This window comes from Apilactobacillus micheneri (assembly GCF_002993975.1).
Classification (GTDB): domain Bacteria; phylum Bacillota; class Bacilli; order Lactobacillales; family Lactobacillaceae; genus Apilactobacillus; species Apilactobacillus micheneri.
In genome coordinates, this window is record NZ_POSO01000001.1 from 136,409 (window position 1) to 159,540 (window position 23,132).

The 23,132-nt window shown below is 30.1% G+C and carries 22 protein-coding genes, 1 pseudogene, 2 riboswitches and 1 other annotated feature; of the genes and pseudogenes, 13 read left to right on the forward strand and 10 right to left on the reverse strand.

The window, feature by feature from the left end:
- The first annotated feature begins 70 nt into the window (after nt 1–70).
- Nucleotides 71–1,915 carry an FAD/NAD(P)-binding protein gene (locus C7N41_RS00750; protein WP_105963832.1) on the forward strand — a complete coding sequence of 615 codons (1,845 nt, stop codon included), beginning with the start codon at nt 71–73 and terminating at the stop codon, nt 1,913–1,915.
- Between the two features lie 39 nt (nt 1,916–1,954).
- On the opposite strand, the gene C7N41_RS00755 is transcribed toward C7N41_RS00750, so the two are convergent.
- Together C7N41_RS00755 and C7N41_RS00760 are read right to left on the reverse strand one after the other, a co-directional pair.
- The gene (locus tag C7N41_RS00755) at nt 1,955–2,572 is read right to left on the reverse strand and encodes an LVIS_2131 family protein (RefSeq protein ID WP_105963833.1); all 618 of its coding nucleotides are present in this window, start codon (nt 2,570–2,572) and stop codon (nt 1,955–1,957) included.
- Between the two features lie 119 nt (nt 2,573–2,691).
- On the reverse strand, nt 2,692–3,678 hold the full coding sequence (locus C7N41_RS00760) for a D-alanyl-D-alanine carboxypeptidase family protein (protein WP_105963834.1): 987 nt from the start codon (nt 3,676–3,678) through the stop codon (nt 2,692–2,694).
- A 75-nt stretch (nt 3,679–3,753) separates the two neighbouring features.
- A riboswitch (TPP riboswitch) is annotated at nt 3,754–3,844 on the forward strand.
- A gap of 84 nt (nt 3,845–3,928) precedes the next feature.
- On the opposite strand from C7N41_RS00760, the gene C7N41_RS00765 reads away from it, so the two are divergent.
- The 4 genes from C7N41_RS00765 (at nt 3,929) to C7N41_RS00780 (ending at nt 6,803) form a co-directional block, all read left to right on the forward strand.
- Complete coding sequence (locus C7N41_RS00765) at nt 3,929–4,483, forward strand: ECF transporter S component (RefSeq protein WP_105963835.1); 555 nt, start codon at nt 3,929–3,931, stop codon at nt 4,481–4,483.
- 15 nt (nt 4,484–4,498) lie between these two features.
- Nucleotides 4,499–5,905, forward strand: coding sequence for an ATP-binding cassette domain-containing protein (locus C7N41_RS00770; RefSeq protein WP_105963836.1), 1,407 nt, complete (start codon nt 4,499–4,501; stop codon nt 5,903–5,905).
- The gene (locus C7N41_RS00775; protein WP_105963837.1) at nt 5,906–6,547 is read left to right on the forward strand and encodes an ABC transporter permease; all 642 of its coding nucleotides are present in this window, start codon (nt 5,906–5,908) and stop codon (nt 6,545–6,547) included.
- A gap of 73 nt (nt 6,548–6,620) precedes the next feature.
- Nucleotides 6,621–6,803, forward strand: a complete 183-nt coding sequence (locus tag C7N41_RS00780) for an LBP_cg2779 family protein (RefSeq protein ID WP_105963838.1) — start codon at nt 6,621–6,623, stop codon at nt 6,801–6,803.
- A 48-nt stretch (nt 6,804–6,851) separates the two neighbouring features.
- On the opposite strand, the gene C7N41_RS00785 is transcribed toward C7N41_RS00780, so the two are convergent.
- Entirely contained in the window at nt 6,852–8,015 is a 1,164-nt protein-coding gene (locus tag C7N41_RS00785) for a hypothetical protein (RefSeq protein ID WP_105963839.1), read from the reverse strand.
- 18 nt (nt 8,016–8,033) lie between these two features.
- Nucleotides 8,034–9,008, reverse strand: a complete 975-nt coding sequence (locus C7N41_RS00790; protein ID WP_105963840.1) for an asparaginase — start codon at nt 9,006–9,008, stop codon at nt 8,034–8,036.
- 123 nt (nt 9,009–9,131) lie between these two features.
- A riboswitch (purine riboswitch) is annotated at nt 9,132–9,231 on the forward strand.
- A 73-nt stretch (nt 9,232–9,304) separates the two neighbouring features.
- On the opposite strand from C7N41_RS00790, the gene C7N41_RS00795 reads away from it, so the two are divergent.
- The 3 genes from C7N41_RS00795 (at nt 9,305) to C7N41_RS00805 (ending at nt 11,834) form a co-directional block, all read left to right on the forward strand.
- Nucleotides 9,305–10,615: a nucleobase:cation symporter-2 family protein gene (locus C7N41_RS00795; RefSeq protein WP_225362828.1), complete on the forward strand. Its 1,311-nt coding sequence runs from the start codon at nt 9,305–9,307 to the stop codon at nt 10,613–10,615.
- Nucleotides 10,616–10,719: 104 nt separating this feature from the next.
- Nucleotides 10,720–11,055 carry a hypothetical protein gene (locus C7N41_RS00800; protein WP_105963841.1) on the forward strand — a complete coding sequence of 112 codons (336 nt, stop codon included), beginning with the start codon at nt 10,720–10,722 and terminating at the stop codon, nt 11,053–11,055.
- Nucleotides 11,056–11,144: 89 nt separating this feature from the next.
- Nucleotides 11,145–11,834, forward strand: a complete 690-nt coding sequence (locus C7N41_RS00805; protein ID WP_105963842.1) for an aquaporin — start codon at nt 11,145–11,147, stop codon at nt 11,832–11,834.
- On the opposite strand, the gene C7N41_RS00810 is transcribed toward C7N41_RS00805, so the two are convergent.
- The 3 genes from C7N41_RS00810 to C7N41_RS00820 all read right to left on the reverse strand — a co-directional run bounded on the left by C7N41_RS00810 (nt 11,831) and on the right by C7N41_RS00820 (nt 13,579).
- Nucleotides 11,831–12,679 (reverse strand): DegV family protein, encoded by an 849-nt coding sequence (locus C7N41_RS00810; protein WP_105963843.1) that lies wholly within the window; start codon nt 12,677–12,679, stop codon nt 11,831–11,833. The two genes, C7N41_RS00805 and C7N41_RS00810, sit on opposite strands and share 4 nt — an antisense overlap.
- Nucleotides 12,680–12,812: 133 nt before the next feature.
- On the reverse strand, nt 12,813–13,292 hold the full coding sequence (locus C7N41_RS00815) for a DUF2798 domain-containing protein (protein WP_105963844.1): 480 nt from the start codon (nt 13,290–13,292) through the stop codon (nt 12,813–12,815).
- Nucleotides 13,293–13,378: 86 nt separating this feature from the next.
- Nucleotides 13,379–13,579, reverse strand: a complete 201-nt coding sequence (locus tag C7N41_RS00820) for a hypothetical protein (protein ID WP_105963845.1) — start codon at nt 13,577–13,579, stop codon at nt 13,379–13,381.
- Between the two features lie 41 nt (nt 13,580–13,620).
- Between C7N41_RS00820 and C7N41_RS00825 the strand changes: the two genes are divergently transcribed.
- Entirely contained in the window at nt 13,621–15,990 is a 2,370-nt protein-coding gene (locus C7N41_RS00825) for an ATP-dependent DNA helicase (protein ID WP_105963846.1), read from the forward strand.
- A gap of 15 nt (nt 15,991–16,005) precedes the next feature.
- Here the strand turns inward: C7N41_RS00825 and C7N41_RS00830 are convergent, their stop codons facing one another.
- Nucleotides 16,006–17,043 carry a lactonase family protein gene (locus C7N41_RS00830; RefSeq protein WP_105963847.1) on the reverse strand — a complete coding sequence of 346 codons (1,038 nt, stop codon included), beginning with the start codon at nt 17,041–17,043 and terminating at the stop codon, nt 16,006–16,008.
- A gap of 156 nt (nt 17,044–17,199) precedes the next feature.
- Nucleotides 17,200–17,433, forward strand: a binding site (T-box leader).
- Between the two features lie 42 nt (nt 17,434–17,475).
- Here C7N41_RS00830 and C7N41_RS00835 point away from each other — a divergent pair.
- The 4 genes and pseudogenes from C7N41_RS00835 to C7N41_RS00855 all read left to right on the forward strand — a co-directional run bounded on the left by C7N41_RS00835 (nt 17,476) and on the right by C7N41_RS00855 (nt 20,807).
- Nucleotides 17,476–18,846 (forward strand): amino acid permease, encoded by a 1,371-nt coding sequence (locus C7N41_RS00835; RefSeq protein ID WP_105963848.1) that lies wholly within the window; start codon nt 17,476–17,478, stop codon nt 18,844–18,846.
- A 59-nt stretch (nt 18,847–18,905) separates the two neighbouring features.
- Nucleotides 18,906–19,765 (forward strand): annotated as a pseudogene (gene mmuM, locus C7N41_RS07930) (homocysteine S-methyltransferase).
- 57 nt (nt 19,766–19,822) lie between these two features.
- Complete coding sequence (locus tag C7N41_RS00850) at nt 19,823–20,251, forward strand: hypothetical protein (protein WP_105963850.1); 429 nt, start codon at nt 19,823–19,825, stop codon at nt 20,249–20,251.
- A 106-nt stretch (nt 20,252–20,357) separates the two neighbouring features.
- Entirely contained in the window at nt 20,358–20,807 is a 450-nt protein-coding gene (locus C7N41_RS00855) for a Fur family transcriptional regulator (protein WP_105963851.1), read from the forward strand.
- 41 nt (nt 20,808–20,848) lie between these two features.
- Here C7N41_RS00855 and C7N41_RS00860 read toward each other — a convergent pair whose 3' ends face one another.
- The gene (locus tag C7N41_RS00860) at nt 20,849–21,928 is read right to left on the reverse strand and encodes an aspartate-semialdehyde dehydrogenase (RefSeq protein WP_105963852.1); all 1,080 of its coding nucleotides are present in this window, start codon (nt 21,926–21,928) and stop codon (nt 20,849–20,851) included.
- Nucleotides 21,929–21,939: 11 nt separating this feature from the next.
- Complete coding sequence (locus C7N41_RS00865) at nt 21,940–23,118, reverse strand: aminotransferase class I/II-fold pyridoxal phosphate-dependent enzyme (RefSeq protein WP_105963853.1); 1,179 nt, start codon at nt 23,116–23,118, stop codon at nt 21,940–21,942.
- Nucleotides 23,119–23,132 lie beyond the last annotated feature (14 nt).

Below are 23,132 nucleotides of genomic sequence, written 5' to 3' on the forward strand. Positions count from 1 at the left end.
AAAATCAAAAATACAAATTTTAAATCATTTCATGTTAATATTGTTAATATAATAAAGGAGTGCTAAATATATGGATATAGCAATTATTGGAGCTGGTCCAAGAGGACTACTCTTATTAAATAATTTAATACAAAACAATAATCAACAATTAAATATTCATTTGTTTGATCGAAAAAACATTGGTGGTCGTGTTTGGAAAATAAATCAACCAATTGACTTAATTATGAACACCCCTGCTAATGAATTAACATTATTCAATGATGAACAAGCAAATAGCTATTCAATTGCTGATTGGATAAAATCAGATCAATCTAGCAAATTTATTCAATCATTAGATGAAAATAAATATCCAAATAAAAATGAATTGCTTAATGCAATTAATAATCTTCAAGAAAATAGTTATGTTCCTAGAGCAATTTGTGGAGTTTACTGCACTTGGTTCTTTGAGTTGTTAAAAAATAAGATTAGCAAAGATAACAATATTAATCTTTCATTGCATCTCAATCAAACAGTTAATGATATTCAAAAAGATAGTAAGCAATTCATTGTAAAATCACAGAAAGATTATACTGTTGATAAAGTTGTATTTAGTTTAGGACAACAAGAAAATCAGCTATCTAACACTGAAAAGTCTTTTAAAAAGTATGCTAATGAGAACAAGTTAACTTACATTCTCCCTGAATATGCAGATGAAGTTGATCTATCAAGCATTAATCATCAAAGTACCGTGATTATTCGTGGATTAGGGCTTAGCTTCAATGATTATGTAAGTCGTTTAACTAAAGAACGTGGTGGTAAATTTATCAAGGATGAAAATGGTAAATTAAGTTACCATAAATCTGGGAATGAACCAAAAATCTTTGCTGGATCAAGACGTGGCATTCCATACTATCCCAAAGCAATTAGTCAAAAACAATTTAATGAGAACTACCCTGCTTATTTCCTAACCAAAGATAATATTAATAAACATCTTAAAGATGGTAAATTGCCATTTGAAGCTTTTCAAAAGCTATTAAGATTAGATGTTGAATATCGCTATTATACATTTTTAATCCAAAAAGATTATCCTAAGATTAACTTAGAATCATTTCAAAATGAATTTTTAAATAGTGATAATCCAATTGAGGTGGTTAAAAAATCAGGATTATCGAGTGAAGCTATGTTCAATTGGGATTTAATTTTAAATCCTGTTGCTGGCATCAAAATTACTAACATGGAAGATTACCAAGACCATGTCAAAACATGGTTATCAACAGTAATCAATGATGCCAGATTAGGATCTAAGACAGGCCCTATTATTGGTGCACTGGAAATGTTAAGAGATTTAAGAAACAATATTAGATACGTTTTAGCTAATAATTTATTATCAAATGAAGATTATGTAAGTAAATATAAAGGACAATTTTCATCAAATATTAAATTCTTATCAATGGGTGCCCCAGTAATTAGAAGTGAAGAACTTTTAGCATTAATTAACGCTGGTATTGTTGAAATTTTACCTCCTCAAATGCAAGTTATTGGTGCTAACCATAAATTTATAACTCGTTCTGCATTCTATGGACACCAAATTATTCAAGGTGATGCCTTAATTGAGGCCAGAACAAATGCACCAAACCTCAATATTACAGATAATCCGTTATTAAATAATTTAAAGAAAAATAATATTATCAAACCACAAGTCATTAAATTAGCAGATGATGATGTTAATAATTCATCTATCGATATTAATGTTGAAAATGATCAAGTAAAAGGTGAACCTAATATGTTTACTTGGGGATTAAATACTGAAGGTTTGTATTTCGTTACAAGTGCTATTCCTAGACCTGGAGTTAAAGATGATATTTTAACTGCAGCTGACAATATCAGTAAAAATATTTTAAACTTTCCTGTTAAAAATCCAACTAAATATATGTAAAAATAGTCCAACAATCATTAGATTGTTGGACTATTTTAATTAATTTTTATAAATGAATGAGCTATCGGGCACTCTGATTAAAGTATATTCATGTGCTTGTCTACCTGCATGCATCCCTATACCATTCAAAAAGTTGTTTTTATAAGTAGCTTTAACTTTAATTACCCAAGCCTTTTGATAACGATCATCTAATTTTTTAATGCTTTGTTTTTTCCAATCAAAAGCAAAATTAGGAATATTAATTGCATTATTATCCCCCATTAAAACATTGGATGAATTACTAGAAACTTGATTTATTTTATTTTTAATTAAATATGAATAAGACTGATTCAAATTAGGAGTTTTTTGCGTTAATACTTTAACATAGTAAGAATTTTTACCATTGGTATCCAATACTAATGGATTATATTCTCTTTTAATTGAAACATCTTTAGCTCTAATATTTGAATTAAAAGTTTCAAATATCATGAAACCTAATCCCAAAAACAAAATAATAAGCTGTGCTAAAGTTTTGTACAAATGTTTCCATGAAAAGGAATAATTGTTGTTTAAAATGATTCTACTTCTTCTTACACCAATATTATGTACTACAAATGCAGCATAAATAATTAGAGCAATCCAAAAAATCAAACCAATTAAGTTCCAGCTCGATTTCATAAATCTTCTCCTTCTATAAAGTGAACTAAATAAAAACGTAAAATTACATAATAAGTATTCTACACTATATCAGTAAAATTACCAAATTATTATTATAGAAATTAGAAGTATTATCTTATTTATTTGTACAACGCAGAATTCTTGTATACAAATTTCATTAATTTAATAGTATTACTAAATTCATCATCATCATTCAAAGTAACTGTTACTAAGCGATCTTTGCCTTTTACTTTACCTGTACCAACAAAACATAATCCCGCAGAATCAGTATAACCAGTCTTTAGTCCGTCCACACCTAAACTAGGATCATAAAATTCTTTTCCGGGTAATAAGCCATTCTCATTATAAATAGTTTGGTCACCATCATAAGTGACAGCTTGGCTTGAATCATCAACAATGGATGGATATGCTTTTAAAATATAAACTGCAATTTTACCAATATCTTTTGCAGAGACCTCATTACCATCATTATCATTGCCAACTTGATTATAGCCATAATGCTTAAGGTCACTATTCTCCAAACCAGATGATGATACAAAATGTGCTTTCAATCCCCAAATTTTAGCTTGTTGATTCATCATATTAATAAACTTTTTATTACTACCTGCTACCCATTCACCCAGAGCAATTGCAGCATTATTAGAGGAGCGAATTAAAGCTGCCTTATAAAGTTCCTTAACTGTATACTTATGATTTTTCTTAAAATCAAAGCCACCTAAATCATAACTATGACTCATTCTAACTAAATTAGGATTAGTGGTATTAACAATTTGATTCCAGCCATTATTTTTTTGTGCTTTTTGAATTACCAAATATAAAGTCATTAATTTAGATAATGATGCGACTTTTTCTGGTTTGTTTTCATTATGTGCGTAAACTATTTGACCATTTTTGGCATCAATGGCTATCATAGCTTCTGGTTCACCTAAAAATTTGGGTTTTATTTTATGCGAAATTAAATTGTATTTAAAATCAATATTATGATTTTGATTCTCAATCTTATTAAAAGATTTTGTAAAAATTGAACCTTTACTAATAAATCCGAGACCTAGTATAAAGGCAATTATTATAGCAACAAAAAAGACTAATTTTTTTCTATTCATCATCGATTCTACTTTCTGTATATAAATATAGGTTGATTTTAGTTTAATTTAATTGTATAGTACTTATGAAATAAATATTATTAATGTTTGGGGTGCCATTTAGGCTGAGATAAACCCATTGTACCTGATTCAGGATAATCCCTGCGAAGGAAAACAATACCTTTTACCTTATATCGTTGTGCATTCAACAATAATTTAAAGGGCTCCAAACTTTTTGGGGCTCTTTTTTTATGCCCCCGGAAGGAGAAACAATATGCAAAAAACTTGGAATTTAAGAAATATTATATTACTAACCTTAATTTCTATTATATGCGGAATTATTTTCTTTGCTACTGGTTTTATATATAATTCTTTATCATTAATGTTAACCCCATTTGGTTTAGCACCATTTGCCAATGACATATTAATTGGTTTGTGGATTATGGCAGCCCCATTAGCTAGTTTTATTTTTAAGGCTCCTGGAGCATCCATATTATCAGAAGTTTTGGGATCAGTTGTAGAAATGTTTCTAGGTGGGCAATGGGGTGCCGCCACTATGATTGGTGGATTTATTCAAGGTATAGCCTCTGAATTGGGCTTTACTCTAACTAAATATAAACATTACGATTGGATTGGAATCATTAGCACCACTTTAACTACAACCATTATCACATTTATATGGGACTGCTTCAAAAATGGTTATAGCGCTTATAGTATTCATATGCTAATTTTATTATTCATCACTAGAATGATATCAATATTTATATTTGGTGGTATTTTAACCAAATTAGTTACTAACATGTTAACTAGAAGCAATGTAATTAAATAATAGGAGTAAAATAACTTGGCTACATTAACTATTAAGAATTTAAAATTTCATTATGCAAAAAATAAAATACCAATATTTAATGATGTAAATTTAAATTTTGCACCTAAAACACTTTCAATAATTCACGGACCTTCTGGTTGTGGTAAATCCACCTTGTTAAAGATCATTGCGAGACTATATCCAAAATATAATGAAGGTATTTCTTCTGGTAAAATATTTTTAAATCAAAAAGATATTAATTTAATTAATGAACTTTCATTTAGAAAACAAATTGCTATGATGTTTCAAAATCCCAATCAACAGTTTTGCATGCAAAACGGATATGACGAACTAATATTTACCATGGAAAATTTGCAATTACCAAAGGATAAAATCAGCAAAAGAATTAATGAAGCCATTCAATTTGGTAATACAAGTAATATTATATATCATCCCTTTGATACTTTATCAGGTGGTGAAAAGCAAAGAGTAGCATTATCCATAATATATGCAATAAATCCCAATATTATTTTATTGGATGAACCTTTTGCTAGCGTTGATTATGAAACTAGAAAAATATTGATTGGAAAATTAAATCAATTAAAAAATATGGGAAAAACGATTATCGTCGTTGACCATGATTTGTCTTTGTACGAAAAAATATTTGATAATTTAATTATATATAATAATAATACTTTTAAGTCTATTTCATATAAAGCATCTATTAGAAAGTTTGAAAAGTTTCAAATATCTCCTGCGATAAAATGTTCCATACCAAATAAGCAGCCTATTACCCTAGAGCTTAAAAATATATCTATAAATAATGGTGATAAAAAATTAATTCAGAACAATAGCATTAATTTCTATCAAGGATATACGACGCTAATTACTGGTAAGAATGGTTCTGGTAAAACATCATTATTTAACACTCTAATCAAAATGCACCCCTTTAATGGTGAAATTAGACTTAATCAAAAAAATATCAGAAAAATAAGAACTGCTAAATATTACAAAGACATTGGTATTATCTTTCAAGATTCAGACAAACAATTTATTAAATTAACTGTCAAAGAAGAAATTCAATTATCAATAAAAAAACATAATCATAAACTATTTTCCATGATAGAAATCGATAATTTCATCAAAAATTTGGGATTAGAATCCTTATTAGATCAAGTAGTATACTCGCTAAGTGAAGGTCAACAAAAAAAGTTGCAAATTCTATCAATGCTGATTATGGGTCATTCAGTTTTACTACTAGACGAACCCTTTAAGGGTGTGGATTTAAAATCAATTAAAGTTATAAACGACATGATAAAGTTGGCTAAAACAAGAGGGCAAACTCAAATAATTATTAGCCATCAAAGATATGAACTAAAAGAATTAGTAGACTTTCATGTAACCTTAAGCAATAGAAAATTGGAGTATAAGGAGTCTTTTTAAATGGATCCAGCGCTTAAATTAATCACTATATTAATAATTGCAATTGAGATATCATTTACGCAAAATTTGATATTAAATTTTATCATTATAATTGTTAGTTTATTAATACTAATCTTAAACAAGATCAGTTTAAAAAGTTTACTGTACATTTTTTTAGTACCTATAATTCCAGCAATTGGAATTTATGCTGCTCAACTAATAAATGGTAGTACAAATTATGGTATCATCCTTGCAACAAGGGTTTATGCATATGTCTTTTTAGGCACCACTTTTACTAAAACTGCATCGATTAAAGATTTGATTTTTACACTTGAACAAAATTTTAAGTTACCTGCTAAATTTGCATATGGAGTCCTAGGAGCATTTAATTTAACTGAAACTATCCGAAAAGAAATCAAACAAATTAAATTAGCCGCCGCAATGCGAAATGTTCATTTAACTTTCTTTTCCCCTACTTTATACTTTAAGAGTATTATGTCGGCATTGAACTGGTCTAATTTATTGGCTGAAGGCATGACATCTCATTTATTTGTTGAAGATAGTCCTAGAACTCACTTTAAAAATATCAATATCAATAAATTGGATTACGTCAAAATGATTATTATAATTTTTCTTGTTCAAATAGTGTTAATCAAATTTTGAAACTAAATTAATGTGTAAATTCATAATTACGTTATAATGAAATTAGATGCTAATTACATAGGGGGCATTTCAGATGGAACGTAAAATGAACAATATTTCTGAAGAAATCATTAATTATCAAAAGGATCATGATATCCCAGATACTTTATTAGCTTTTAAATTACATTTTAGTGTAGAAGAATTACACGATATTAAAAGTATGGAAAAATCACCAAACCAAGACGAAGTTAATATAATTAAACAAACTTTAGCTTAATCTGAAATTCATGAAAAAAGGTACTACGCATATGCGTAGTACCTTTTTTTACAAATCACCATTTAATTTTAATCGTCGTTCATCTAAATAAGCTTGAATATAATCAAATCCAATTTCAGCAATATCATTTACCGGAATCTCCTTATCATTAATAAAGAAAGTTCTAGTTTCATCTAACAAATTAAATTTAATATATTCATTCGTAATTAAAGAAGGATATCCTAAAAATACATTTCCATTTTTTAACTGTAGTCTAATTAAATGTTTCATCCTTAACGATTGATTTAACAATAATAATAAATTATTTTCGGTTATATCAAATTGACGATCCGCATTTAAAACCGGTTGTCTCTCAATTTTTTGCTTAATATTATTTTGAACCATCAATTGCATAATCTTTAAATAGTCAGTATTAATGGTGACACTATCAATAGCTAACATCCGCATTAATACATATCCACCAAATTGTCCTGCCATATCAACAACTTTTAGGATAATGCTATCCTCATTAATCATAATAACTTTTCCAACATAAAAGTAATTATGATTATATCTAGCATTAACTTCAATAAAACTTTGTTGATCAAAAGAATGCGTTAACATTTCAATAATGTGATTAATAGATTTAGCTGTGTGCGCAACAGAATCACTAGGGCTAACCTTATCAATAACTTTACTCATTGTTTCAAGTTCACGCCCTTGAAATTCTATTAATCTAATATTACTAAATGCAAAATTCTTTGAATAATTTTCAGACAATTTAAACTTATTAATGACTAAAAATTCAATGCCATCATTGTTAACTTTTTTGATAATTCCTGTATAAAATTTTTCTGAATCATTTTCTTGAATTAACATCATTTGTTTATCTAGATAGCTTTGAATTAAAATTTGTTGAAATAAGTTAATCTTACTAGCAAAATGCACTGGTTTTGGAGAAAATTGTAGTAAGTTATCGTTTTCGACCACTACCATTTTTTCTTCTATGCGATCTAAATCTTCGCTTTTATGCTCAATACTTTCAATTGAAAATAACTTAATTGCAACAAAGCCATCAGCCATTGCGGTTGATTCATAAGTTTTAACCAAAACTTCATGTTCATTATATCGGTCAATATAACCAGTATAAAAAATATCACCTGATACTAGATAAATATTAACTAACAAATGATTTAGGTATGCTTTCCTTATTTCTTCTAGTACATACTCCATATTTAAAAACCTCAAATTTTAAGAAATTGCGTTGCCCATAAAACGAGCTAATTCTTGGCCTGATTTACCAGCACTAAGGCCTACTATTAATTTAATTCTGGCCTTTTGGCCATTTAACCCATGACAAATAGTTAGTCCCATATCTTGCAGTTCAATTCCACCACCATGATAAGCGTAGATATCTTGAGCAACTCCATTAATACATCTTGATACTAAAATAATTGGAATGTGACGTTTTAATAATTTTTGTATTGCAGGTAAAGTTGCAGGTGGTAAATTACCAGCTCCAAGCCCTTCAATGACTAATCCCTTAGTTGTTTCATTATCTAAAGCCTCAAATAAAGTTCCATCCATGCCGGCAAAACCTTTAATTAAATAAACACCATCAACGACATTATTAATATCTACTACTTCACTTTGAATTAATTCTTGGAAAAATGATGGATGATGTTTACTAATAATTCCAATTGGCCCAAAAGTTGGGGTTCTAAAGGTTGCTACATTTGTAGTATGCGTCTTAGTTACATATCTAGCAGTATGAATTTCATCATTCATTACTACTAAGACACCCTTACCTTTTGCATCTTCACTGGCTGCAGTAGCTGCAGCATTCAATAAGTTATAAAGTCCATCAGATCCAATTTCGTTAGAAGAACGCATTGCACCTGTGACAACTACTGGCATATCATTTTTTAATGTTAAGTCTAAAAAGTATGCAGTCTCTTCCAAAGTATCAGTACCATGCGTAACAACTACACCATAGTATCCTTCATCTTCTGCTTCTTTAATACGTTTAACAATTTTCAACATTACTTTTGGTGTAATGTGTGGTGAAGGTAAGTTAAACAATTCTTCATTTACAATTTTAATATTACGACCTAATAAATTATCTTGATTCGCAATAGGATTCTTTTCATTTTGAACTACTTCTCCACTATCATCTTGAGACATAGAAATAGTTCCACCTGTATGGATTGCTAAGATTTTCTTCAAGACTAAATGCCTCCTAATAATATAGAAACTAATACTTTATATTGTACATTTAATTAATTACTATCACAATTATATAATATGGTAAGGTTGCTTTTTTAAATATTTTAATATATTATTTATTTTAATAATATATATTTTGTTGCCTATATAATTACTAAAATATGGTTAGTAAGTTTCTACCTGGAACCTTAAATTTCAGACTATAAGCGAAATGATCTAAATCCTTTTGCTTATGCATAGGGGTTTTTTTTTGCTTATTTACATATAGGTCAATAGTAAAATTTAGGAGGATTATTTTGAATAATAGTGAAAAAGGCTTAAAGCAAGTTTCACATTTAAAAGCCGCTATTTTAGGTCTACAACATTTATTAGCTATGTATTCTGGTGATATCATAGTGCCGTTATTAATTGGAGCATTTCTACATTTCAATGCTGCTCAAATGACTTACTTAGTTTCTGCAGATATTTTTATGTGTGGAATTGCCACCTTGCTTCAACTTAAACGCACCCCTATTACAGGAATTGGATTACCAGTTGTCTTAGGATGTGCAGTCCAAGTTATTACGCCACTTGAAACAATTGGCGGTACTCTGGGTGTTACCTATATTTATGGTGCAATTATTTGCTCTGGATTGTTTGTCTTCTTAATTTCTGGACTATTTTCAAAATTAAGAAGATTTTTCCCACCAGTTGTAACTGGATCATTGATTACAATTATTGGATTTTCATTAGTTCCAGTTGCCGTGCAAGATTTGGGTGGTGGTGATGCTAGTGCTAAAACATTTGCAAATGCTCAAAATCTAACTGTTGGTTTAGTTACAATGGTAGTTGTGTTACTAATTAATATTTTTGGTAAAGGCTTTTTAAGATCAATCTCAGTATTAGTTGGGATGATTGTTGGAACTGGTTTAGCTGGTGCTATGGGCATGATTTCATTAAGCTCAGTTTCAAGTGCTAGTTGGTTCAAATTACCACAGCCATTTTACTTTGGTACCCCTCACTTTAGTTGGTCAGCTATTTTAACAATGATTTTAGTATCATTAACTACAATGGTTGAATCTACTGGAGTATTTTTAGCTTTAGGTGATTTAACTGGTCGTAAATTAAGTAGTAAAGAATTAGCCAAAGGATATCGTGCAGAAGGAATTGCAGCTATGCTTGGTGGAATTTTTAATACTTTTCCATACTCAACATTCTCTGAAAATGTTGGAGTTGTCCAATTATCAGGAATCAAAACTAAGCGCCCTATTTACTATGCTGGTTTGTTCTTATTAATTTTAGGATTGTTACCTAAGGTTGGCGCTTTTGCTACTGTTGTACCAAGTTCAGTTCTTGGTGGTGCAATGATTGTAATGTTTGGAATGGTTGGAGTTCAGGGTATTAGAATTCTTCAACAAGTTGATTTCAATAAAAATGCTAACTTATTAATCGTTGCAATTGCCGTAGGATCAGGAATTGGTGTGACTGTTTATCCTCAAATATTTAGTTCATTCCCTAAAGCAGCACAAATTATCTTAGATAATGGGATTGTTGTTGGTGGATTCATGGCTGTACTACTAACTGTATTGTTCAGTATCAGTGGACAAATTAAATTAGATAAAGAATAATCAAAATAATCACTATACAAAATGTATAGTGATTATTTTTTTACAAACAACCTACTTGATAATAAATGAAAGCTAGAACTAGAATTAAGTATGAGGTGATTGAAATGACCAAAAAGAAAATACTTAATATGGAAGAAAAAATTATTCATGATATGGATGACTTTTTGGTAGAATATGGAGCTAAAAAATTAGGCAACGATGTTGATGTTGCTAATAAAATTTATGAAACTGGTAAAAGTAATATTAAAAACTTAGATAACTTATTCAATGATCAAGGATTTGGTAGAACTGAAAAGTTTTACAATATTGGTGTTGGATACTTAAACGACGTTTACGATCACAATAGTGAAATTGTAAATCAAAAGGCACCTGAAATTGCTAAAAAAGCTTTCAATTACTTAGGTAAAAATGAACAAGCATTAGATGCTTGGGAAGCATAAAAAAGCAAGCCTATATTTATGGCTTGCTTTTTTATGATAAATATTATTTAATTTTAATATAAAATATTTAGCAAAGGAGGAATCAATCAATGAAATCATTATTAGGAGAGTTTATCGGTACATATATTATGTTATCGCTTGGACTAGTAAGTAGTGTTGTAGTTAATTACTTCTTATTTCCAAAGCATCAAAACCGTTTCCTAACGGGATTTTATTGGGGACTTAGTATCCTAATTCCTTCATTCATAACAACTATTTTCTTTGGAACTGCTGGATTTAATCCTGTAGTTTCATTAACATTAGCTGTCAGCGGAAAAATAAGTTTCTGGATATTTGTTGGTGAAGTCATTACACAAATTTTTGGAGCTTGGTTAGCATCATTAACAGTTAAACTAGTTTGGTCTAAATGGCTTAGAAGCTTACCATTAAACCTTAACTTTTATGCCACTGTTCCAAGAAACATTAATAATTGGCGTGCTAATTTTGGATGGGAAATATTTGGTACATTTTTAATTGTGGTAAATACTCAAACATCATCTAATTTACAAAGTCCCTGGTGGATTAAGACTATTTGGTCATCCATCTTGATGACTATTATCATTTCGGTTATCGCACCAATTACTGGTGCTGCCTTTAACCCTACTCGTGATATTATCCCTCGTTTCTTCTTTTCAAGAACTTATGATAAAAGATTATCACAATGGAAATATTCGATTGTCCCACTATTAGGACCAATTATCGGTGGTATTTTAGGTATAATATTTAGCTTTTTCCTTTAAGACCATTTTTTGCAGGTCATAACAGCAAATGCATCGTTACCAGTATGTGTGGCAACAATCGCAGAAGTATATAACATTGAAATCTCAGCGTCTGGGAACATTTCTCCTAGGCGTTTTTTTATTACTAATGGGAAAGTATCATCACCTGTATAACTAATGCCAATAAATTCAAATTGTTCATCTTTTACACTTTCACAATATTTATCTAACCATTTAGTAAATGTTTTCTTCCCACGACCTTTAACTTGCAAATCCATGTCTTTGGGTAAAACTTCGAAAATAACATGAAGATTAATTAACTTTGAAATAATCCCCTTGGCTTTACTAATTCTACCGCCTCGAACCAGGTTTTCTAAAGTACTAGCACCAATATAAAGATTACTATTTTCAATCATTTTATCTACTGCTGCTGAAATTTCATCAAGATTATATTCATTTGAATTAGCTAACTTAGCAGCACTAGTTACAATATGACCTAAACTTTGATCAATAAAATGAGTATTAATAACTTTAACTGTCCCATCAGCAATTTGCGCTGCTTGTTGGGCAGCATGTACAGTTCCACTTAATAAATCTGTCATATGAATTGATAATACAGTATCCCCATTAGCGGTCAAACTGTTATATAATTCAACAAAATCACCAATTGATGGTTGACTAGTAATTGGGAAATCACCTTTGGGATTATCTTCAAGATTTTTAATTAATTTTTTACCATTGATATCAATATCATCCTTAAATGATTGCTCACCAATGCTTACATTAAGAGGAATAACTTTAATTCCTAATTCTTCAACTATTTTATCTGGAATTAATGCTGTTGAATCAGTTACAATTTTAATCATTTTAATTCTCCTTTAGCTTACGTATTCATATATCACTATGATAAAGGTATTTAAATATTTTTTCACTATCTTTTTATAAGTATCAATCTAAAATAAAAAGAATAGACAGCTAAAGATAGCCATCTATTCTTAATTAAACTTCGCTAGAATTGCTACTGGATTGAATTTTGTTTAGTCCCATACGACTAATAGGACCAACAATAATTAATTGTAATGGTAAAGCAACGATTAAATTAAAAATCCATGCATGTGCATAAATTCCAAAAGAAATATTTCCTAAACCAAATGTTACAATAATCCCAAATAGTGACATTAATGTTACCATTCCTAAGACCATTAGACATGAAATCCATAAAGCAATCTTAATTGGTGTTGCTTCCCATTCAGGTTTAAAAATAAATTTAAAAAAGACTCCTTTAACGATTGGTCCTACTAATACTAAGTCCAAAATAGCAGCAATAATTAACGCTAATGGGTAACCTTTTAGAACATCTAAAATAAAACCTGAATTAACACCACTTGCAATAGCAATATTATATGCTTCCATAACGATAACCATCATTCCAGCCATCATTCCAGTAAACATTAATTCTTCTTTAAAATTTCTTGGCATTAATACAATCTCCTTATTAAAATAGTACTGTTATCAACAATTTCAACCATACCATGCTAAAAAATTCTTCGTAAGTTACAATTATGTTACAAATTCCACATGTCTTTAATAATTTGCGTTTGCATAAATTTACATATTAATTCCACCATTTGATCTGGCATGTAAGTACCAGCATCTAATGTTGCTGCTTGCTGATTAATTTGAGTAATCATTAAACCACTATGCTCAATTTTTATATTATATTTTGCAAATACTAAAACTAATTTTTTTAATTCATTTTCATTCATACATAAAACTACTTTCATAATTTATTTTTCAGAGGTGATTTATCATTAATAAAATTGGTGTCCGTGACTTAGTAGAATTCACTCTTAAAAGTGGTGATTTAAATAGTAAGCTAAATAGTAATAATACTGCTCAACAAGGAGCTAAAATTCATCGTAAACTACAGAAAAAACATGGCAAAGAATACCAAGCTGAAGTACCCCTTACCAAAAATATCAAAATGAATAATATTAATTTTCAAATTGATGGTCGCATTGACGGTCTTATTTTAAAAGAAAATCAGGCTGAAATTGAAGAAATCAAAACTTCAGATATTATCTTTGAAGATTTACCTAATAGTATTTTGCAACTTTATTGGGGACAAGCACAAGCTTATGCTTATTTATTAATGGATGCGAATCCTAAGATTAAAAAAGCTACACTTAAATTAACATATGTACAGACCCCTGACGAACAAATAACAGTAAAGTTTAAAGAAATTGGTCAAGCTGAGTCTAAGCAATTCTTTCAATCATTAATTAATGAATATGAAGAATGGCTAAAATTACGTAGTGATATTGTCGACAAACGTAATAAATCAGCTCAAGCAATGAAATTTCCCTTTACAAGTTTTCGTAAAGGTCAACGTGAATTATCTGCGGCTGTTTATAAAACCATTGCATTCAATAAACATTTATTTGCCCAAGCTCCTACTGGAACTGGTAAGACCATTTCCACATTATTTCCAGCCATTAAAGGTATGGGTGAAAAATTATGTAATCGTATTTTTTATTTAACCGCTAAACAAAGTACCCAAAATATCGCTGAAAATACAATGAATTTGATGGAAAAGAAAGACTTATATATCAAAAGTATTACCGTAACATCAAAAGAAAAGATTACTTTTGATGAAGAAAAAGAGTTAAAACCTGAGGATAATCCTTATATGGTTGGATATTATGACCGCTTAAAACCGGCTATGAAAAAAGTATTGGAAAATGAAAATCAAATAACCAGAAATGTTGTGCAAAAATATGCAAAAAAATACACGCTAGATCCATTTGAATTTTCATTAGATTTAAGTCTCTTTTGTGACGTTATTATTGGCGACTATAATTACTTATTTGATCCACAAGTATATCTACAAAGATTTTTCGCAGTAGAAGATTCAAATAACGTATTTTTAATTGATGAAGCTCATAATTTAGTAGATCGCTCTCGTGATATGTATTCTGCTGAATTGAGTGACAGTAAATTAAATGAATTAATAAAAATGAGCAAAAATAATCCTGATATTAATGATAAGTTGCATCGGGCCCTAAAGTCCTTTAAACAGTCTTTTAATATTAATACTAAAGTGCTAAAGGATAATAATGTTGATCAAATAAACATCACAGAACCACTAGATGCATTTAACAAACAAGTAAACAAATTAGTAGATAAAATTCATGCTTGGCTAAAGAAAGATCATCCAGAAGATAAGTTAAATGATGAGGTTTTGGAATATTATTTTAAGTTACTGCATTATCAAAAAATCAATGAATATTATGACGACACTTATAAAACTAGAATTTATCATGATTATAATAACAATACTATAATCAAACTTTTCTGTATGGATCCCAGTCCTCATTTAAGTGAATCATTACAATTAGGTGGCAGTGCAATTTTATTTTCTGCAACCCTATCACCTATGAATTATTACCAAAGAGTATTAGGTCATGAAGATGATAGTTTAGCCTTTGAAATTGAATCGCCATTTCCGATTAATAATCAACAATTAATTAGCACTAATTATATCGAAACTACTTATAAACAAAGAAATAATAGTATCAACTTAATCATCGAAAGCATATTCGACATGATCAGCAGCAAAAAAGGTCATTATATTATTTTTGCCCCATCAAATAAATATTTATTAATGATTGTCGAAGCCTTTGAAAAAAGATATCCTCACATACAAACAATTGTACAAAAAGCATCGATGGATGATGAAGAAAGACAATCATTTATTGATCAATTTAAAAATGATAAGAACGAAAACTTAGTTGGTTTTGCCTTATTGGGTGGTATTTTTAGTGAAGGAATCGACCTAAAATATGATGCTCTAATTGGGGTAGGAATTGTTTCTGTCGGGCTGCCCGGATTAAGTGCCGAAAATAATTTAATTAGAGATTATTTCGATAAAGAAAATGGCCACGGCTTTGAATATGCTTATCAACTTCCTGGATTAAATAATGTGATGCAGGCAGCCGGCAGATTAATTAGAACTAACCATGATTTAGGAAATATTATGCTTATGGATCGTAGATTTAGTCAGCAAAGATATCAAAAATTTTTCCCTAACAATTGGAATGTAAAAATTTCTTATAATAAAAATAATACTAAAACCTTAATAGATAATTTCTGGAATAATAAAAATAACGCACTTTAAAGTGCGTTATTTTTATTAATATTCTTGAGCTACACAAACGCCTTCTGGAACCATAAAGTCTTTTTGAATAACTGATAATTTACCAGATTCCTTATCACGAGCATATAATGTAGCATTATCACTATTTTGATTAACAGCAATTACGAAACTTTCATCTGAATTGAAGTTAAAGTCACGTGGAAAATCGCCTTCAGTTGGTATTAATTGAACACGTGCAACTTTGTCGTTATCTTTGGCTTCAAAAACAGCTAAACTATTATTTCCACGGTTTGAAACATAGATAAAACGGCCATCTTCAGACATTCTAATAGCAGCAGATCCATTATGATCAGCCCAATCATGAGGAATCGTATCTACAATATGTTTAACTTCAAATGAGCCATTTTCAGCATCGTATCTTAGAACCGCTAACTTACTACTTAATTCTCCTACCAAGTAAGCAAGATGTTTCTTTGGATCAAATACAATATGTCTTGGACCAAATCCTGGTTCCATGTGTAAACATGAAACTTCAGTTAAACTACCATCTTCATCATTAATATCATAAACGTAAACACGATCTTGTCCTAAGTCAACAACAACTAAACGATTATCTGGAGTTAAATCTGCATAATGAGGATGTGCCCCATTTTGTTGCTCAGGTCTTGGACCAACATGTCCTTCATGAACAACTTTATTTTGAAAATCAATTGAACCATCTGATTCAATTTTATATACCATTACTTCACCTGTATGATAATTAGCAGTATATACAAATTGACGTTGTTCATCAACAGTAATGTAAGCCGGATTAGTGGCTTCATTAATACAACGATTAATTTCTGTAGTTGGACGAGTAGAAGCATCTAAAGCCATTGCTCCACCAGCACCGTTTTCAGCTTTATCAACTGAATAAATTTTATTATCCTTTGACATAGCTACATATGTAGGATTTCTACCTTTAGCAACGAATTGTAAATTCTTTAATTCTTTTTTGTCAGTGTCTAAATCAATTTCATAAACACCTTTACTAAGTTTCGTAGTATACGTTCCAATTAAGAACTTTTCAATCATGTTAAAATCTCACTTTCAACTAGAATTATATTATTATAATGTATACTTCTATTATACATATTTTTATATCAATCAGAAATGGTTTGATAATCTTATTATCTATTTTATGTTGACTATTCATAAATTACAATTATAATTATTAATAATTGATTAAATAATTAAGTTTTGATGAGAAAAGTAGTTAATTAATAATTTTTTAGAAAGTTCATGGTTGATGAAAATGAGCAAATTATTATTAATGAAAATGGTCTCTGAACTTTTATGGGTGATATTTAACTCATAGCGGTAAGTGCCCGATATAGCACAAAGGAATATGTAAGAAGTTCTGGATAAGGTAGTCTAAAATAAGGCTATAAATTAAGGTGGTACAGCGAAGCATTCGCCCTTTTCAATAAGGGACGGATGCTTTTTTATTTTAAAGGAGTGATGAAAATGAGCAAACAAAAGTTATCTAAAGATTTGCAAAGTCGACACTTAATTACTATGTCATTAGGTGGAGTTATTGGTACTGGTATTTTTATGAGTACTGGATATTCAATACAGTTTGCTGGGCCCATTGGCACCATTATTGCTTACATTATTGGATCATTATTAGTGTGTATGGTAATGGCATGTTTGGGCGAACTATCGGTGCATGATCCTAGTACAGGAGCATTTCATACTTATGCTAGTAAATATATTAGTCCAGCAATGGGGTTTGTTGTCGCTTGGATGTATTGGCTAACTTGGACAATTGCATTAGGTTCTGAATTCATTGCTCTTTCTACCATTGCTAAACAATATATTACATTTATTCCTGTTTGGGGATATAGTTTAATTTTTGCCATTATTATTTTATTGTTAAACATCGTTAATATGAATTTATTTGCTAAAAGTGAACTTTACATGTCATTAATCAAAGTAATCGCATTAGCCCTATTTTTAATTATTAGTGTTTTAATAATTTTTAAGATTCTACCTTTTCACCACCAAAACTTTACTCCATTTTTTGGTCAATTATCCAAAAATGGGATTTTCCCAAATGGAATCTCACCAGTGATTTCAATTATCTTATCAGCTAATTTTACTTTTTCAGGAACTGAAATGATTGCTGTAGGTGCTGGTGAAAGTAAAAATCCTAAAAAATCAGTACCTAAAGCTATTCGAAAAACACTAATTACTCTAATTGTATTATTTATTGGCACTATTATTGCACTGGGATCAATTTTACCTCAGAGTTCTTCTTCGTTATCACAAAGTCCATTCGTGACTATTTTACAATCAATCAATATTCCTTATGCATCAGATATTATGAATATTATTTTATTTATCACTATTTTTTCAGGTGCAAATTCAGGTGTTTATGCTGCTTCTAGAATGATTTGGTCATTAGCTGAAAAGAAAACGTTACCCAAAAAATTATCCAGATTAAGTAAAAATGGCATTCCGATATATGGACTGAGTTTAACTATTTTAGGTGGATTCCTAGCATTGTTTTCCAGTATTTATGCACCTAATACTGTTTACTTAGCATTAACAGCTATTTCGGCATTTGCAGTTGTCATAGTTTGGCTAATTATCGGTTGGGCCCAATTAAATTTTCGTAAACAATTTATTAAAAATGGACATTCAACAATTGAATTATCTTATAAAGCCCCATTTTATCCAATTTTGCCATGGTTAGTAATTGTCATCTGTTCATTATCACTTATTGGAATTGCTTTTGATCCTAACCAAAGGATTGCAATTATAATTGGGATTCCTTTCTCAATTATTTGCTATGTATCTTATAAAATATTTTACTCAAGAAAGGATGCTGAATAAAAATGAATAACTTTACAGAATGGTCAAATCAACAAAAACGAATCTTAATTGATAGTTCAATGTCAACCGGTCTAGAAGAACGTGGCTTAAAGCTTAATGGCAAATTATGGACAGCTAAAGCATTAAAAAATCATAGTGATTTAATTAAAGATGTTCATAAATCGTATTTTGATGCTGGTTCTTCAATGACTACAATTGATACCTACCAAGCCAGTGTTAGTGGATTAATGAAAAATGCTGGCTATAGTCATACAGAAGCTCGTAAATTGATTAAAAAGGCTTTTGATGTTGCTAAAGATGCTCAAAAGCTTTCAAGAAATCATCCAACTTGGTTGCAGCTGGAATTGGTCCATATGGAGCATGTTTGGCTAATGGCTCAGAATATACTGGTAACTATCATTTAACTGAAAACGAATATATACAATTTCATAAAGAAAGAATTGAAATATTGGTAAACGCTGGAGTTGATGTTTTATTGTTAGAAACTTTACCTAATTTTCAAGAAATAAAAGCATTGGTTAAATTTACCAAACAATTTAATATTCCATCAATAGTCGCTTGTTCTATGAAAGATGCTACACATTTAGCAGATGGAACTAATTTTAAATTTGTACAATCATTCTTAGAAAAACAAGCCAATGTGATTGCCTATGGATTAAATTGTACTGACCCTCGAATCGTAACAAATGCATTAAAGGCAATCATTCATAATGAGCCTGCACACAAAGATCTAATCGCTTTTCCCAATTCTGGTGCTCATTACAATCCAAAGATTAAAGAATGGGATAATCAAGGAATTAGCATTGAAGAATTTAATAAACTCGTTCAAGAATGGCTAAATATCGGATTAAAATATATTGGAGGATGTTGTTGTATGTCTGAACAACAGACTGCTTCTATCAATGAACATTTCTTTTAAAAACAATTTTTATGGAATATAATTAAGCTATGAACTTAATAAAGGAGATTAATTAATATGAAAAGTTTTGAAGGCATACACCCAATTTTAACTAACCATTTAAGGTTAGATTGGTTAACAGAATTTAAACTACAGGATGTTATTGATTTTCAAAAAAAATTTGATAAAGATGCTGATATTAAATCAACTGGCGATTTTATCAATGAGGCCATGAAAGATGTTATGAGACAAAAAGCCCTTTTATGGGGAATTGAAAATAAAGAAACTCATGAATTTATGGGTATGGGTGGTATTGCTAATATTAGCGAGGACGATACTGCCCCTACTATTTATATTCAAGCTATTGATAGCATGGACACTGGTTTAGAATTAGAATTAATCAATCGTATTCATATATTAGCTAAAAACTACTGGCCTACTGCTAAATTCAGTTATAACGTTTATCCATCTAATGCAGAAATTGAACGTCATCTAAAACTTTACTAATTTCAGCTTTATTTAATAGCTATTTGTTTGATTTATTATATAATTAATTTTATTATTAAGATAATAATAATTCTAAACTAGCTTATTATTTAAGGAGGGATATTAGATGCCCAATGAAACATATCAAAAAGCTTTAGATACTTTGCGGGAAAGTAAGATTCGAATTACTCCCCAAAGACAAATAATTTTAAAGTACTTGATTAATCATGATAATCATCCTTCTGTAGATACTATTTATGAAGCATTAAAAAAGGAATTCTCTAATCTGAGTGTTGCCACTATTTATAATAGTTTACAACTATTCGAAAAATTGGGAATTATTATTGAACTACCAGCTGAAGATGGTGGTATTCGTTATGATTTCTTTGGCAATCCACATTTCCATGCAATTTGTGAAAACTGCGGTAAAATTATTGATGTAGAATATCCAGATTATAAGAGTTTAGAACAATCATTAAGTAAAACTACAGAAGAACAAACTGGATTCAAAGTTAGACAAAGTCATGTTGAAGTTTATGGCTTATGTAAAGAATGCCAAGCAAAACTAAGCAAATAAAAATAGTCATCAGATAAATTCTGATGACTATTTTTATTTAATTAGCCTTGATAATGATCTTTAGGTACTCTAACCAAATCTTCATCAACTAAGCGTTCTGCATTTTCAACCGTATTCCAAGCAGCTCCTTTTAGGAGGTTATCTGCAACAACCCACATATTAAAACATCCCTTATTTTCTTGGTCGGGACGAATTCTTCCAGCGAAAGTTTCACGCTTACCTTCAGCGTTTAATGGTTGAGGATATACTTGATGATCTGGGTCATCTTGTAAAGTTACTCCTGCAGCATCACTAATCGTCTTTTTAATATCATCTGCACTAGCATTCTTATCTTCAACTTCGAAGTACACAGATTCACCATGTGAAATAGGCACTGGAACACGAACACAAGTAGCAGTAACTTTTAAATCAGTTGCATTCATATCATTAAGCATAATCTTCTTAGTTTCATGAATCATTTTCCATTCTTCATGTGTATATCCTTCATCTTCAAAAACATCAATTTGAGGAAGTAAGTTAAATGCTAATGGATAGTGTTTCTTATCACCGGCTGTTGGTAAAATATCAGCAGACATTTGTTTACCATCTAGGTAATCCTTTGCTTGTTGATAAAATTCATTTAAAGCAGATTGACCAGCTCCAGAAGCAGCTTGATATGTAGAAACAATAACTTGCTTTAAACCATACTTCTTAAACACTGGAGCTAAAGCTACTACCATTTGAATAGTAGAACAGTTAGGATTGGCAATAATCCCTTTATGATTCTTCAATTGTTCCGGATTAACTTCAGGTACAACCAATGGTACTTCTGGATCCATTCTAAATGCACTTGTATTATCAACACAGACAGCTCCACGCTTAACAGCTTCTGGTAAGAATTTTTTAGAAGCAGCTCCTCCAGCTGAAGCTAATACTAAATCAACATTATCAAATGAATCATTTGTAGTTTCTTCAACTGTTATTTTTTCGCCCTTAAATTCCATTTGCTTCCCAGCAGAATGAGCTGAAGCTAATAGTTTTAATGATTTAACTGGAACAGTTGAATTAGCTAATTGATCCACCATTCTCATTCCAACAGCACCAGTTGCACCTAAAATTGCTACATTGTATTCCTTCATTATAATTACCTTCTTTAATTATTTAAAAATTGTTCGATTCTATTCATTGATTCTCTGATATTTTCATCTGAAGCAGCATAAGATAAGCGAATGTATCCTTGGCCACCCTTACCAAAACAGCTTCCTGGAATTACTCCAACTTTAGCTTGTTTAGCCAAAGATAAAGCAAATTTGGTATCGTCTTTACCAAAACGGTCAGGGATTTTAACAAATACATAGAATGCCCCACTAGGCATTGCCATTTCAAAACCAAAACTAGTTAATTTTTCACTAATAAAGTCGCGACGACGTTTATAAATATCACGCATTTTTTTAGGATCTTTTAAACCATTTTTAAGCGCTTCATAAGCAGCTATTTGAGTTACGTCTGGTGGACATGTAACCATAAATGCATGTACCATTAATAACTTCTTAATAAATGCATGGGGTCCACAAACATAACCAACTCGCCAACCAGTCATAGCATGTGATTTAGATAAACCATTAATATAAATAGTTTGTTCCGGAAGAAAGCTAGCTAAGGACTTATGCTTAACATCATATGTTAGTTCACAATAAATCTCATCAGTAATTGCAAAAACATTATATTGTTGAATAACATCTGCCAGTGACTTAACTTCATCCGGTGAGTATTCAATACCAGTAGGATTTCCTGGATAGTTAAGTAATACTGCTTTAACTTGATTACCATATCTATCCAATACTGCTTTTAATTGATCTGGTTGCAACTTAAATCCATTATTTGAAGTATCTAAATCAATGGCTTTACCACCTAATAAAGAAATAATGGGTTCATATAGTGAAAACAAAGGTGTAGGTAAGATCACTGCATCCCCTGGATTAAGCAATGTTTCAAAGGTAGCATAAATCGCTTCAGTAGCACCAATGGTAACTACAATTTCATCTTCTGCATTATAATTTAATTCATAGTTTTTAAACAAATAGTTATGAATGGCTTTACGTAATTGTAATTTACCTGCCTGATTTGAATAATGAGAATCATCAGCATCAATGCTCTTTTTAGCAGCATCCTTAATGTGATCAGGAGTATTTAAGTCCGGTTCACCAATCGTTAGTTTAATAATATCTTTTATTTTAGAAATTTGGGTATCAAATCCTCTAATGTTAGAAGGTTGAATTGAATTCAAACGTTGATTATAAGTTTGCGTTAATCCCACAGATAATTCCGGCATTTTGTATCATCTTT

Coding starts and splice junctions, on each gene's coding strand:
- C7N41_RS00835 (WP_105963848.1), top strand. CDS start 17,476: ATGAGCAAACAAAAGTTATCTAAAGATTTGCAAAGTCGACACTTAATT.
- C7N41_RS00815 (WP_105963844.1), bottom strand. CDS start 13,292: ATGCCAAGAAATTTTAAAGAAGAATTAATGTTTACTGGAATGATGGCT.
- C7N41_RS00810 (WP_105963843.1), bottom strand. CDS start 12,679: ATGATTAAAATTGTAACTGATTCAACAGCATTAATTCCAGATAAAATA.
- C7N41_RS00800 (WP_105963841.1), top strand. CDS start 10,720: ATGACCAAAAAGAAAATACTTAATATGGAAGAAAAAATTATTCATGAT.
- C7N41_RS00805 (WP_105963842.1), top strand. CDS start 11,145: ATGAAATCATTATTAGGAGAGTTTATCGGTACATATATTATGTTATCG.
- C7N41_RS00865 (WP_105963853.1), bottom strand. CDS start 23,118: ATGCCGGAATTATCTGTGGGATTAACGCAAACTTATAATCAACGTTTG.
- C7N41_RS00775 (WP_105963837.1), top strand. CDS start 5,906: ATGGATCCAGCGCTTAAATTAATCACTATATTAATAATTGCAATTGAG.
- C7N41_RS00765 (WP_105963835.1), top strand. CDS start 3,929: ATGCAAAAAACTTGGAATTTAAGAAATATTATATTACTAACCTTAATT.
- C7N41_RS00855 (WP_105963851.1), top strand. CDS start 20,358: ATGCCCAATGAAACATATCAAAAAGCTTTAGATACTTTGCGGGAAAGT.
- C7N41_RS00820 (WP_105963845.1), bottom strand. CDS start 13,579: ATGAATGAAAATGAATTAAAAAAATTAGTTTTAGTATTTGCAAAATAT.
- C7N41_RS00760 (WP_105963834.1), bottom strand. CDS start 3,678: ATGATGAATAGAAAAAAATTAGTCTTTTTTGTTGCTATAATAATTGCC.
- C7N41_RS00850 (WP_105963850.1), top strand. CDS start 19,823: ATGAAAAGTTTTGAAGGCATACACCCAATTTTAACTAACCATTTAAGG.
- C7N41_RS00750 (WP_105963832.1), top strand. CDS start 71: ATGGATATAGCAATTATTGGAGCTGGTCCAAGAGGACTACTCTTATTA.
- C7N41_RS00785 (WP_105963839.1), bottom strand. CDS start 8,015: ATGGAGTATGTACTAGAAGAAATAAGGAAAGCATACCTAAATCATTTG.
- C7N41_RS00780 (WP_105963838.1), top strand. CDS start 6,621: ATGGAACGTAAAATGAACAATATTTCTGAAGAAATCATTAATTATCAA.
- C7N41_RS00830 (WP_105963847.1), bottom strand. CDS start 17,043: ATGATTGAAAAGTTCTTAATTGGAACGTATACTACGAAACTTAGTAAA.
- C7N41_RS00755 (WP_105963833.1), bottom strand. CDS start 2,572: ATGAAATCGAGCTGGAACTTAATTGGTTTGATTTTTTGGATTGCTCTA.